Origin of the sequence: Actinoplanes sp. NPDC051470 (assembly GCF_040682035.1) — a bacterium.
Lineage (GTDB): Bacteria > Actinomycetota > Actinomycetes > Mycobacteriales > Micromonosporaceae > Actinoplanes.
This window is the reverse complement of sequence record NZ_JBFBAA010000022.1, coordinates 38799-50688: the sequence shown is the minus strand read 5'-3', so window position 1 is coordinate 50688 and position 11890 is coordinate 38799. Positions and strand designations below refer to the sequence as shown.

At 70.7% G+C, this 11890-nt stretch carries 10 protein-coding genes; 4 read left to right on the top strand and 6 right to left on the bottom strand.

The window, feature by feature from the left end; translation table 11 throughout:
• Positions 1 to 110: 110 nt before the first annotated feature.
• The gene (locus tag AB0M54_RS31820) at positions 111 to 1610 is read left to right on the top strand and encodes a carboxylesterase family protein (RefSeq protein ID WP_364475383.1); all 1500 of its coding nucleotides are present in this window, start codon (positions 111 to 113) and stop codon (positions 1608 to 1610) included.
• 4 nt (positions 1611 to 1614) lie between these two features.
• Here AB0M54_RS31820 and AB0M54_RS31815 read toward each other — a convergent pair whose 3' ends face one another.
• Genes AB0M54_RS31815 through AB0M54_RS31805 form a run of 3 tightly spaced genes read right to left on the bottom strand, consistent with a single transcriptional unit; the run spans position 1615 to position 4304 of the window.
• Complete coding sequence (locus AB0M54_RS31815) at positions 1615 to 2850, bottom strand: hypothetical protein (protein WP_364322968.1); 1236 nt, start codon at positions 2848 to 2850, stop codon at positions 1615 to 1617.
• Positions 2851 to 2869: 19 nt separating this feature from the next.
• A complete protein-coding gene (locus AB0M54_RS31810; protein WP_364475381.1) occupies positions 2870 to 3913 on the bottom strand; it encodes an alpha/beta hydrolase-fold protein in 1044 nt (347 codons plus the stop codon).
• A 40-nt stretch (positions 3914 to 3953) separates the two neighbouring features.
• A complete protein-coding gene (locus tag AB0M54_RS31805; protein ID WP_364475380.1) occupies positions 3954 to 4304 on the bottom strand; it encodes an STAS domain-containing protein in 351 nt (116 codons plus the stop codon).
• Positions 4305 to 4612: 308 nt separating this feature from the next.
• Here AB0M54_RS31805 and AB0M54_RS31800 point away from each other — a divergent pair, with 308 nt between their 5' ends.
• Both AB0M54_RS31800 and AB0M54_RS31795 read left to right on the top strand, forming a co-directional pair.
• Positions 4613 to 6028 carry an amino acid permease gene (locus AB0M54_RS31800; protein WP_364475378.1) on the top strand — a complete coding sequence of 472 codons (1416 nt, stop codon included), beginning with the start codon at positions 4613 to 4615 and terminating at the stop codon, positions 6026 to 6028.
• On the top strand, positions 6025 to 6894 hold the full coding sequence (locus tag AB0M54_RS31795) for a universal stress protein (RefSeq protein ID WP_364475376.1): 870 nt from the start codon (positions 6025 to 6027) through the stop codon (positions 6892 to 6894). The genes AB0M54_RS31800 and AB0M54_RS31795 overlap by 4 nt, the downstream gene beginning before the upstream one ends.
• A gap of 15 nt (positions 6895 to 6909) precedes the next feature.
• On the opposite strand, the gene AB0M54_RS31790 is transcribed toward AB0M54_RS31795, so the two are convergent.
• The 3 genes from AB0M54_RS31790 to AB0M54_RS31780 all read right to left on the bottom strand — a co-directional run bounded on the left by AB0M54_RS31790 (position 6910) and on the right by AB0M54_RS31780 (position 10025).
• On the bottom strand, positions 6910 to 7860 hold the full coding sequence (locus tag AB0M54_RS31790) for a serine/threonine-protein kinase (protein WP_364322956.1): 951 nt from the start codon (positions 7858 to 7860) through the stop codon (positions 6910 to 6912).
• A gap of 245 nt (positions 7861 to 8105) precedes the next feature.
• Positions 8106 to 9017 (bottom strand): hypothetical protein, encoded by a 912-nt coding sequence (locus AB0M54_RS31785; protein ID WP_364475374.1) that lies wholly within the window; start codon positions 9015 to 9017, stop codon positions 8106 to 8108.
• A 54-nt stretch (positions 9018 to 9071) separates the two neighbouring features.
• A complete protein-coding gene (locus AB0M54_RS31780) occupies positions 9072 to 10025 on the bottom strand; it encodes a sulfotransferase (RefSeq protein WP_364475372.1) in 954 nt (317 codons plus the stop codon).
• Positions 10026 to 10926: 901 nt separating this feature from the next.
• Here AB0M54_RS31780 and AB0M54_RS31775 point away from each other — a divergent pair.
• Positions 10927 to 11850 carry a glycosyltransferase family 2 protein gene (locus AB0M54_RS31775; RefSeq protein ID WP_364322946.1) on the top strand — a complete coding sequence of 308 codons (924 nt, stop codon included), beginning with the start codon at positions 10927 to 10929 and terminating at the stop codon, positions 11848 to 11850.
• Positions 11851 to 11890: the final 40 nt, after the last annotated feature.

Sequence of the window (11890 nt, the reverse complement as noted above, 5' to 3'; positions counted from 1 at the left end):
ATACGCGCTCAGAGCAAGCGCCGGGGGGCCGTCAATGGCCGATCGGCTACCAGGGCCTCGCTGATCTGCGCTGCACCCGCCCGCCCGGACGCCCAAGGCTGGAAGACATGATGGGAAACCGAACAGTCACCGCCCTCCTGTCCGCGGCCCTGGCCCTCGCCGGCTGCACCGCCGCGGCCCAGAGCAACGACCATCTGACCGCCCGCACAAGGGCCGGCCTGGTCCACGGTGCAAGCGACGGCGAGGTCAAACGATTCAAGGGCGTCCCGTACGCCGCCCCGCCCGTCGACGACCTGCGCTGGCGCGCCCCGCGCGAGCCGGCGCCCTGGCCCGGCGTCCGCGAGACGACGAGGTCCGGCCCGCCCTGCGCTCAAGGGCCGAACCGCAAGGACGCCGCCGAGGACTGTCTCTATCTCGACGTGACCGCCCCGGCGACGGGCGGGAACAAGCCGGTCATGGTCTGGCTGCACGGTGGCGGGTTCGCCGAGGGCGCCGGGCGGGACTACGACCCGCGGCGGCTGGTCGCGCGGGGTGACGTCGTCGTGGTGACCGTCGAGTTCCGGCTCGGCCTGTACGGCTTCTTCGGCGCGCCGGGTCTCGACGGCGGCGGGACGTTCGGGTTCCAGGATCAGCAGGCGGCGTTGCGCTGGGTGCGGGACAACATCCGGGAGTTCGGCGGCGACCCGGGCAACGTGACGTTGTTCGGCGAGTCGGGCGGCGCGATCGCCACGTGTGCCCAGGTCACGTCGCCAGGGGCCAAGGGGCTGCTGCGCCGGGCGATCATGCAGAGCGGCTTCTGCGACGGCACGATCCCGAAGAACCTGACACCGACCGGCAGCCCGGAGTTCCACTTCTTCCGGCCGGCCGCCGAGATCGACGCGATCGGGGCCGCCGCGATGCGGGCGCTGGGCTGCGACACCGTCGACTGCCTGCGCAAGCTGCCGGTCGACGCGCTCAACCCGCGGTATCCGGCTTTCGGCTCGGCGGCCTACCGGACGCCGAGCCTGCCGGAGGACCCGCGCCTCGCGATCCGGAACACGAGCGTTCCGATGATCGTCGGCGCCACCCGGGACGAGCACCGGCTCACGGCCGGCATCATGGCGCTGGCCGGCTACGACTGGTCGAAGGCCGGCTTCGCCACGCTGATGGCGGACGCGTTCGGCGCGGAACCGGCCGGGAAGATCGTTCAGCGGTACGGCCGGGACAAGGACGTCGCCCGGGCGTGGGCGGCGGCGTTCACCGACAGCAGCACCTGCGCGCAGGATGTGCCGGGGTACGCCCGCACCTACGACTTCGCCGACGAGCACGCCCAGCCGATCGCGGACCTGCCGCCGGGCTTCGACGCGGGCGCCTCACACGCCTCCGAGCTGCCGAATCTCTTCGAGGTGGCCGGTCGTAAGCCGATCACCGACCCGTACTACACCGACGCCCAGCGCCGCCTGGCCGCCCGGATGATCGGCTACTGGTCCGCGTTCGCGCGCACCGGCGACCCGAACCACGCGGGCGCACCGGCCTGGCCGGGGGCGACCGGCCTCCAGCTGGCCCCGGACGCGATCAAGCCGGTCGACATCGACGCCCGGCACCGATGCGCGTTCTGGCGAAGCCTTTGAAACCCTAGGAGTTGTCGCGGACCCAGGCGTCCATCAGGCCGCCGAAGTGCCCGAGGAAGCGCTCGTGCTCGTGCGCCGGGTAGGTGCTGCGGACGGTCTCGTCGAGCAGCCTGGTGAAGTCGGGCGAGCTGACCCAGTCGTACACCATCTCGTCGACGTGGGAGAGGTGCCGGGCACAGAAGTCCTGGTACTTCTCCACCTCGAAGTACTCGTCGGCCAGCTTCCGGTAGCCGGCCAGCTTCTCGGCGTACGACAGGTCGTCCCGGTCACCGATCGCGAAGTACTCGGCGCTGTTCATGTCGAGCCGCGGCTTGCGGCCGGTGACCACGCAGAACACCGTCCAGCGCAGCAGCGCCGCCATTGCCCACGGGAAGTAGTAGTGCAGCGACGTGACGGCCACGTCGGGGCAGGCGTTGGCGTAGTCGATGGGGTGCACCTCGCCGCCCTTGACGAGCGACTCGCAGCTGTTGAACTCCCACCGGAAGAACGCGTTGATCAGCCGGGAGATGGTGATGACCTCGTCGCCGGTCTCGGGCGTGAGGAAGTCGTGCTCGACCGCGTACCGGTCGTACATCGGCAGGTCGGGCCGGAACTTCATGACCATGGTCTCGGGGCCGATGGTCAGCGAGCGGGCGAACACGTCGTAGCCCTCGACGGCGGCCTGCAGGTGCATCAGGCGCTCGCCGGAGGCGTCGTAGGCGTCGTGCAGCTCGGTGGCGTTGCGGATCTTGGAGACGCCGACCCAGGCGCCGCCGTCGTACGGCTTCATGAACAGCGGGTAGCCCACCTGCGCCGCGGTCTCGTCCAGGTCGAACGCCTCGTTGTAACGCGCCGACGTGTACGCCCACCGCGAGTTGTCCAGCGGGTTCTTGTACGGCACCAGCACCGTCTCGGGCACCTTGAGCCCGAGCCGGATCATCGCGCAGTAGGCCGTGTGCTTCTCCATCGACTGGAAGGTGAACGGGCTGTTCAGCAGGTACACGTCGTCCATCATGGAGATCTTCTTGAGCCACTCGCGCGGGTGGTAGTACCAGTACGCGAGCCGGTCGATGACCAGGCTGTGCCTCGGCTTGTCGCGCAGGTTGAACGGCTCGATGGTGACGCGTTCGCTGCGTACGTCGTGCGTACGCCCGTGGTCGTCCTTGACCGCACCGACCCGCCGCAGCAGGGCCTCGTAGGCCCGGGGCCAGTCGTCCTCGGTCCCCAGCAACAATCCGATGGTGTGTTCGACGTCGGCCACGGCCCGCTTCCTCCAGGATCTAGAACACTTTCTGCAGCAACGTGGTGAGGTAGGGGTCGAGGGCGTCGCGCCAGCCGATCCAGGTGTGCGCGTCCGGCACCTCGTCGAACGACACGTCGTAGCCGTGCCCGCTGAGCACGGCCGCCATGTCCTTGTTGTTGGCCAGGTTCTCCTCGACCGCACCACAGGTGAGCGTGATCGGCACGGCGGGACCGTCGGGACGGCGGCGGACCCGGCCGGTGAACCGGACGATCCGCAGGTAGCGCCCGAAGCCGGACTCCTGGCGGTCGAAGCGCGGCTGGAACAGGCTGGCCGACTGCAGGAAGAGCCCGCCGAAGGCGGCCGGGTGCCGGCGCTGGGCGTGCAGCATGGCCAGCCCGCCGAGGCTGGCGCCGATGCCGACGACGGGCCGGTCGGCGCCCAGCTCGGCGGCGAGCTTGGGCAGGGCGTCGCGGGCCAGGGCGCGAGCGTACGCGGGACTGGCCGAGTACCACTCGAAGCGCTCGCCCGGCGGCAGCAGGACCAGGTGGAACGGTGGCACCTGGCCGGCGCCGATCATTGCGGCGGCGTACCGGCCGAGCTCGCCGAAGCGGTGGTAGTCGGGCCCGTCGTGGGCGATCACGACCCGGCCGGTGGACGCGTCCGGCGACCACACCTGCGCGACCATCTCGCCGCGCACCGCGGGCAGCGGCAGGTAGACGTCGCGCCAGGCGCCGTGGACCTGCGGCAGCGTCAGCCAGGCCGGTTCGCGGTAGTCGTCGCAGCGCAGCTCGGAGGAGTCGCCGAACCCGCCGCCCACGCGGAGTGGGTTGTCCGGGTCGCAGACCCATTCGGTACGCCCCTCGGGGTGGGTCAGTTCCAGCTTGTACTCGAGCCGGCGGACGGGCGGGCGGGGCCGGCGCAGCTCCCAGGCGTGGTCGGCCGGGTCGTAGGCGAACGTGAGATCGGCGCCCCGGGGGAACGCGCCGCTTCCCAGCCGTACCCCGGCCAGCCGTTGATCTTGATCAAGCAGGCGGAAGCAGACCTCGGGGCCACGACACCACGCCCCGGCCCCCGGTTCCATGAACGAACCTTAACGGTCCCTCCGGGGAAGGGCACAAGATCTACGAGCCGTAGTGCTGCGGGGACTCCATCGACGGCGGGAGCCCGAACATCTCGGCCAGGCCGGTGACCCGGAGCTGGCGGTGCACGAACTCGCTGGGGTTGCGCAGCACGAACCGGGTGCCGGTCTCGCGCGCGGCGTTGTAGCCGGTGACCAGCGCGCCGATGCCCATCGAGTCCATGAACGTGACGAACGTCAGGTCGACGATCATCGTGACCGGTCGTTGCGCGTGCAGCGTGGACAGCAACGCCTCGCGCAACGCGTCGACGGTGGCCGCGTCCAGGGTGCCGCGCACGTCGACCACCATGGCCCCGTCGGCCTGGCGCCGGGTCGTCATCACGGCCTCACCCATGCTGGGCCTCTCCTTGTCGTGTGACTGCTTCCCCACCGTACAACGACCTGCTCATCCCCCGCAGGTTGGCGCATCTTCCGCGACCCCGGCGTACACCGCGTGCGCTCCCGGTCACCCACCGTCCGGGCGATTGCACAAGTGGGGACACCAAGATTGCCGGACTCTGCTGATCCACTTGCCGTCCATCTTGCGGCCCACCTGTGGGAACGGAACTGTGAGCATCGGTAACCGTCACCCGGCAGGGCGGAGGCGTGGGTTCTATGGCCACAGCATCGGGACAGAAACCGGGGATCTTCGCGATCCGTGATGTGCGTTCCCTGATCACCGAGACCAGTGAGGAAGGACACGGCCTCAAGAAGGCGGTCGGCGCCAGTCAGCTCACCGCGATGGGCGTCGGCGCGATCATCGGCACCGGCATCTTCGTGGTCATCGGCGAGGGCGCCGGCGTGGCCGGTCCCGCCGTCATCCTCTCGTTCGTGCTGGCCGCCGTGGCCTGTGCGTTCTCCGCGTTGTCGTACGCCGAGCTGGCCTCGTCCATCCCGGTCGCCGGCAGCGCCTACACCTACACGTACGCCACCCTCGGCGAGATCGTCGCCTGGATCATCGGGTGGGACCTGATCCTGGAGTACGGCGTCTCGGTGGCCGCGATCGCGGTCGGGTGGGGCGGCAACCTGAACGCGTTCCTCGACTCCGCCTTCGGCGTGGCCCTGCCCGACGCGATCTCGAAGTCGCCCGAGGACGGCGGCGTCTTCAACCTGCCGGCCGTGTTCATCGTCCTGGCGATCACGCTCCTGCTGGTCCGGGGCGTCACCGAGAGCGCACGGGTCAACTTCGTCATGGTCGTCATCAAGCTGACCGTGCTGCTGTTCTTCATCGTGGTGGCGTTCGTCAACTTCGGCACCGGCAACTTCCAGAACTTCGCGCCCACCGGGGTCGACGGGGTGACCTCGGCCGCGGCGATCATCTTCTTCGCGTACATCGGGTTCGACGCGGTCTCGACCGGCTCCGAGGAGGCCCGCAACCCGGCCAAGGACCTGCCGCGGGCGATCATCGGCTCGCTGATCATCTGCACGATCTTCTACGTGCTGACCGCGGTCGGCGCGCTCGGCATCGCCAGCCCGGACCAGATGAAGGAGAGCGACGCGCCGCTGGCCGCCGCGCTCGACCAGGGCGCGGGCATCAGCTGGGCGGCCGGGATCCTGGCGCTCGGCGCGGTCGTCGCGATCACCAGCGTGGTCCTCGTCATCATGTACGGCCAGACCCGCATCTTCTTCGCCATGTGCCGCGACGGCCTGCTCCCGGAGAAGCTGGCCCAGGTCAACCAGCGGTACGGCACCCCGGCCCGGCTCACCATCGGCCTCGGCGTGCTGATCGCCATCCTGGCCGCCCTGGTGCCGCTGAGCGAGATCGTCAAGCTGGTGAACATCGGCACGCTGTTCGCGTTCGTGCTGGTCAACATCGGCGTGATCATCCTGCGCCGGACCCGGCCGGAGATGCCGCGGCCGTACCGCGTGCCGTGGTCGCCGGTGCTGCCGATCCTCGGCGTGCTGTTCGCCGTCTACCTGATGAGCGACCTGCCCATCGACACCTGGATCCGGTTCGTGGTCTGGCTGGTCATCGGCATCGTCATCTACTTCGCGTACGGCTACCGCCACTCCAAGGTCCGCAAGGACGCGCTGGCCGGCCGCACCACCCCGCCGCCGGACGGAGGTGAGCCGAGATGACCGGACCGGTCGTCACCGGCGTCGACGGCCAGGCGTGCGGCACCGACGCCCTGTTCCTGGGCCGCTGGCTGGCCGACAGCCTGGGCGTGCCGCTGGTCGTGGCGGTCGTGCACGCGGCGCCCAGCGCGCTCGGCTCGGGCCGGGTCGACGCCGAATGGGTCGCCGACCGGCACCGGGCCGCGGAGGCCGTGCTCGACGGCGCCCGGGCGGCGCTGGCCGACGTGCCCGGCGAGGTGGAGTACCGCTCGGTGGCGTCCTCCTCGGCCGCGCACGGGCTGCACGACCTGGCCGAGGAGGTACGGGCCTCGGTGATCACGGTCGGCTCCTCCAGCACCGGGCCGAAGAACCGGCTCCTCGCCGGCAGCACGGCCGAACGCCTGCTGGCCGGCAGCCAGTGGCCGATCGCGGTCGCGCCGCAGGAGATGGGGGCGGCGCCGGGCGCCCACGGCCGGGTCGGCGTCGCCTACGTGGACACGCCGGACGGACGCGCCGCGCTGGCCGAAGGCGCCGAGATCGCCCGCCGGACCGGCGCCACGCTGCGGCTCTACACGGTGGTGGCGGACACCGACGGGACGCTGCCGTTCCTGGTCGGGGCGGACGCGGAGCACGCGTTCCTGGAGACCGCCCGCGAGACGTACGAGGAGTCGTTGCGCCGGGCGGCCGCCACGGTCAGCGGCGTCGAGGTCGACTGGAAGCTGCTCACCGGCCACGTGGTCGAGGCGCTCACCGAGCTCGACGAGGTGGACGTCCTCTGCTGCGGCTCGCGGGGCTACGGCCCGGCCCGCCGGGTCCTGCTGGGCGGGGTCTCGACGAAGCTGGTCCGGGGCGCGCGCAGCCCTCTGGTCGTCGTACCTCGCAGCGGCTGATCGGCAGGACAAGCGCTAGTCGGCTCGATGCCGGCCGAAACGCGGCTCGGTCGGCATCGACGCCGCGGTCGGCATCTCGGCCGCCCGCTGGTCGAAGGCCGGCAGCGGCCGGGCCGACTCGAAGTCGGCCATCGGCACGTAGACCCGGGCATCCACCGCCTCGGCCAGCAGCAGCGCGGCGACCATGGCGGTCGGGCGCTCGAGCGGGTCCTTGTCGAGGCAGCGGGACATCAGGTCGAGCACCTCGCTCGCCATCCCCTCGATCGGGGGCAGCGGGTCGGGGTGGTCGAAGCGCTGGGCGTGCACCAGCTCGGTGTTGGTCGTGGCGGTCCACGGCAACCGGCCGGACAGGCAGTGGTAGAGCAGCGTGCCCAGCGAGAACATGTCGGTCGCCGGGGTCGCGGGCAGGCCGTCGAAGCGCTCCGGGGCGACGTACGCCGGGGTGCCCATCACCGGGCCCTCCGGATCGGGGTCGGGCGATCCGATCGCGGCGGCGATGCCGAAGTCGAGCACCTTGGCGCCGGCCGGGGTGAGCATGATGTTGGCCGGCTTGATGTCGCGGTGCACGACATGCTCGGCGTGTGCGGCGGCCAGCGCGGCGGCGACCTCGGCCGCGACGCGGACGGCGATCCGCCAGTCCAGCGGCGCACGGGCCAGGTGGTCGCTGAGCGTCTGCCCCTCGACCAGCTCCATGACGATGTACGGCACGTCCTCGCCGCCCGAGCGTGAGGTGCCGAAGTCGTGCACGCCGGCCACGTTGGGATGGGCCAGCCGGGCCGCCGAGCGGGCCTCGGTGCGGACGACGTCGACGCCGGAGACCTCGCCGAGCGTGCCGGCCGCCGCGGTCGACATCAGCTTCACCGCGACGGGACGGTCGAGCACCTGGTCGTGGCCGTGCCACACCTCGGACATGCCGCCGATGCCGATGCGCCGCACGAGCTCGTACCGCTCGCCCACCACGCGCATCGTCAACACACTCCCGTCCCCCCGGCCACGAACGTTGCCTACCCTCGCGCCGCCCGCGACAAACGGAAGATCCGTACACCCGTCCGAGTGGTCGGGGGTGCTGACACAGCGGGGCCGCCCTTCGTGAGGACGGCCCCGCCGTGATCGATGCCTTGATTGGTACGCCGGCACCGCGCGTTCAAGATCGACGTTAGGCCAGGTCGGGCTCGGCCGGGCGCGCGCCCCCGAGCAGCGTGACGCCGCTCTCAGGCCGGCTCGCTCCGCAGGTCGTGGGCGCCGTCGGCGCGGGTCGCCTCGTAGTACAGCCGGCCGGCGCCGTCCGGCATGGTGACCACGCTCAGGTAGCGCAGCCCGTTCGGGGCGTGCGGGCTGCCCAGCGGCGGCCCGTCGGCGGCGGTGAGCGGGCCGAAACTGCCGTCGGCGAGGCGGGCGCCCCGGGCCGTGCCCGTGCGCTCCTCCCAGTTCTCCCCCGCCGTGGCCCGGCCGTCGTACGCCGCCTGCACCTCGTCGCCGTCGACCACGACCGACGAGACGCGTACGCCGCGCGCGTCCCACTCGCCGGCCCGGCCGGTCAGCGCGGTCCGCCGCCACGTCCACAGCACACCGTCGGGGCTGGTGAAGTATTCGGTGGTCATCCGGTCGGCGTCGTCCCACGACTCGAGCGGGTGCACCGAGGCCCACAGGTGCCAGCCGTACTCGTCGTGGTGGATCACCGGGTCTTTCACGCCGCGCGCCTCGTCGCCGGCCAGCACCGTGCGCGGGGTGGCCGTGGCCAGGCCCTCGGGGGTGTCGGCCTCGACCAGGTCGACCCGCCAGTGCTTGGTGCCCGGGGTGGCCACGCTGACGTAGAGCCGCCACCGCCCGTCGGGCGTCCGCACGATGGCCGGGCGCTCCAGCGACTCGGCGCCGAACGTGTCCTTGCTGACCTCGGCCAGCGTGGTGAAGGTCAGGCCATCGGCCGACCTGGCGACCACGTTGGCGATGCCGCGGCCGGCGCCGATCGGCAGCCGCAGCCGGTAGGCCAGGTAGACGTGCCCGTCGGACACGACCGCGCTGGGCGCCCCGGACCAGGCGCCGGGTTCGCTGCCGGGCGGCTCGACCACCACGACCGACTCGTCCCAGCGTGGCAGCGGCAGGGTGGAAATCCCGGTGGTCACGGCGTACTCCCTCGTACTCGCGATGATGATCGCTGCGAAGGGTACCCGCATTCTCTATACAACTGGTGGGGATTCTGCCCTGGTGGCGTGTCGGTCCACCTCGAGCCAGTCGTCATAGTGCTCGCCGGTGATCTTCTCCAGCAGGGCGATGTCGTCGGAGAAGTATGGCAGCAACGCCTCGCGCATCGCCGGGGTGGTGCCCGGCCGCGTCCCGTTCTTGCGGTGCAGCAGGGTCAACAGCGGGCCGCGGGCAGCCAGGCGCAACGGCACCGGGAAGCGGTGGCCGACGGCGCCGCCCGCACGGAGCAGGCCACGGAGGACGCCGTTGACCGCGTTGTCCTCGACCACGTGCCGGTTGACGTTCTCCTTGGGGATTAACGGCAGCACCCCGGTGCGCACACCCAGGAACTCGCAGACCCGGTCGAGCGTGGCGACCGGCGCGTCCTTGAGGTCGCGGTAGCGCAGCAGCAGCACCCGGTCCCGGTTGATCCGCTCGAACAGGTGCTGGATCTGCTCGCCGTAGAGCCCGAGCCGCTTGTAGTGCCAGAAGTCGGCCCAGCCGGCCACGATCCGGTCGGCCTCGGACTCGCACGCGGCCAGGAAGTCGGCCTCGGACTCCAGGCCCGCGATCCAGAGGTGGGTCCAGTTCGAATGGGCGCGGTCGACCGGGTCGCGGAGCAGAAGGATCAGGCGTACGTCGGGCAGCAGCCTCGCGATCCGGTCGTGCGCGGCCAGGTCACCCAGGTAGAACGGCGTCGCCTCGCCGGTCAGGGCGCCGGGCGGCGCCGCGTCGAAGAGGGCCTCGTAGTCGGCCCGGCGCCACACGTGCTCCTGATAGGTCTGCACGTCGCCCGGACCACCGGTGTCCGGCGGCCGGCCGGAGCTGAGGAAGAACTTCGGCTCCTTGACCCGCGACAGGAACAGGTCGGGATGGGGGGCCAGGGCGGCGTGCAGGGCCGTGGTTCCGGCCTTCGGCACACCTGCGATCAGGAAGTCCGGAAGCGCCATCGGGTCCTCCTCACGGGCGGCCGTCCGGCCGCGAGAACGGAGTTAGCCTACCGGCTTTATAGGCATTGGCGAATGCGGGCGGCAGGCCCGCCACCATCGTGACCGCTCATCCGGGTGATGGTGACCGCTTCCGGGCGATTCCGGCCCGCGCCCCGGCCTGGACGGCTCGGCCTGGACGGCTCGGCCTAGACGGCTCGGCGCCACCAGCGCCGGCGACGGAACCGCGCGCACTTCCCGGCACCGCAGAAGGTGCAGTCGGTGCCGCGGCGAAGGTGTTCGTGTGCGTCCTGCGGGTGACCACAAACACACACCGCACTGTCGTCCGTCATCGCCTCACCCACGGTAGTGCTTGACTCACGCAACGAGTCTAAGCCGGCCGGAAATCATGAGTGATATTCAACCATCGATGGCCGGCCGGCCGCGTCACCCGTCCGATATAACCGAGCTGCACCACGCCATCACGGTTTGTAACCGCAGCATCCAGTGGCATAACTCACACCTGCCATTCCGACATACCGACAATGCCCCATTCCGATGGTTGATCGACACGACTGGACGCTTCGATGCGTGGACGTCCCTTACGCGGATCTTGATGACCAATGCCCGTTACCAAGCGTGACTGGCGGGACTTCAAGACAATCTTGCTACCCGAGTGAATAACCCCTGCTCATACGGATGTCGCCGGTTCAACACACGGACATCCGCGACCTGTCCCTTTGGTCAGTTGACGCTACGTAGCGTGTTGCTAGGGTCTTGGGCAGAAGCGAGCGACTCGGGTTCCGGTCTCCGAAACCCCCGGAAAGGGTCGCAACCGCCGCCCCCTGAAGGGACCGACATGCAGCTCTCCCCGCCAGCCGGCAACACGCCGGGTAACGGCACGTCGTTACCGACGGTAAGCGTTGTGATCCCCACCCTCAACGAGGAACGGAATCTCCCGCACGTTTTCGCCGACCTGCCGGACGGCATCGACGAGGTCGTCCTGGTCGACGGTGGATCGAAGGACCGGACCGTCGAGGTGGCCCGCGAGCTGCGCCCCGACGTGGTTGTCGTGCAGCAGACCCGCACCGGCAAGGGCAACGCCCTGGCCTGCGGCTTCGCCGCGTGCACGAGCGACATCATCGTGATGATCGACGCCGACGGGTCGACCGACCCGAAGGAGATCCCGCTGTTCGTGGCCAAGCTGGTGGCCGGCGACGACTTCGTCAAGGGATCCCGGTTCAGCCACGGCGGGCACAGCCACGACATCACCAAGCTGCGCAAGCTGGGCAACGATGGGCTCAACGTCGTGGTCAACGTACTGTTCGGTACGAAGTTCACCGATCTCTGCTACGGCTACAACGCGTTCTGGCGCCGCGTGGTCCCGTCGCTGGACCTTCCGGACACCCGGCTCCCCCGCAACGCCGACGGCAGCAAGCTGTGGGGCGACGGCTTCGAGATCGAGACGATGATCAACATCCGGGCCGCGGTCGACCAGCTCGAGGTCGGCGAGGTCGGCAGCGTCGAGCACGCCCGCATCCACGGAGTGACGAACCTCAACACCTTCCGTGACGGCGCGCGGGTGCTGCGCACGATCTTCAGCGAGTACGGCCGGATGCGCCGCAACCGCCGCGCCGGACGGCTCCCGGCCATCGCCACCGCCCAGGTGCCGGCCCAGCCCGCCGGCAACCGCCTCGAGCAGGTCAACCGGAACACCCCGGCCGCCGCCGCGCACCCCGCCGACCCCCGCTCGGCCGGCGCGCACGTCAACCGAGGCCCGTTCCGCGAGGTCGGCGCCGGGCGTACCGACGACATCAAGAAGCGCCTCGAGGCCCGCGCCGGCGACTGACCCCACCCGGTCGCCCCGCTCCCCACCCACCCGCTCCCCA

What these genes read in the sequence shown, in the direction of transcription:
- AB0M54_RS31820 (WP_364475383.1), top strand. Translation starts at nt 111, where the DNA reads ATGGGAAACCGAACAGTCACCGCCCTCCTGTCCGCGGCCCTGGCCCTC.
- AB0M54_RS31810 (WP_364475381.1), bottom strand. Translation starts at nt 3,913, where the DNA reads ATGGAACCGGGGGCCGGGGCGTGGTGTCGTGGCCCCGAGGTCTGCTTC.
- AB0M54_RS31805 (WP_364475380.1), bottom strand. Translation starts at nt 4,304, where the DNA reads ATGGGTGAGGCCGTGATGACGACCCGGCGCCAGGCCGACGGGGCCATG.
- AB0M54_RS31795 (WP_364475376.1), top strand. Translation starts at nt 6,025, where the DNA reads ATGACCGGACCGGTCGTCACCGGCGTCGACGGCCAGGCGTGCGGCACC.
- AB0M54_RS31790 (WP_364322956.1), bottom strand. Translation starts at nt 7,860, where the DNA reads ATGCGCGTGGTGGGCGAGCGGTACGAGCTCGTGCGGCGCATCGGCATC.
- AB0M54_RS31780 (WP_364475372.1), bottom strand. Translation starts at nt 10,025, where the DNA reads ATGGCGCTTCCGGACTTCCTGATCGCAGGTGTGCCGAAGGCCGGAACC.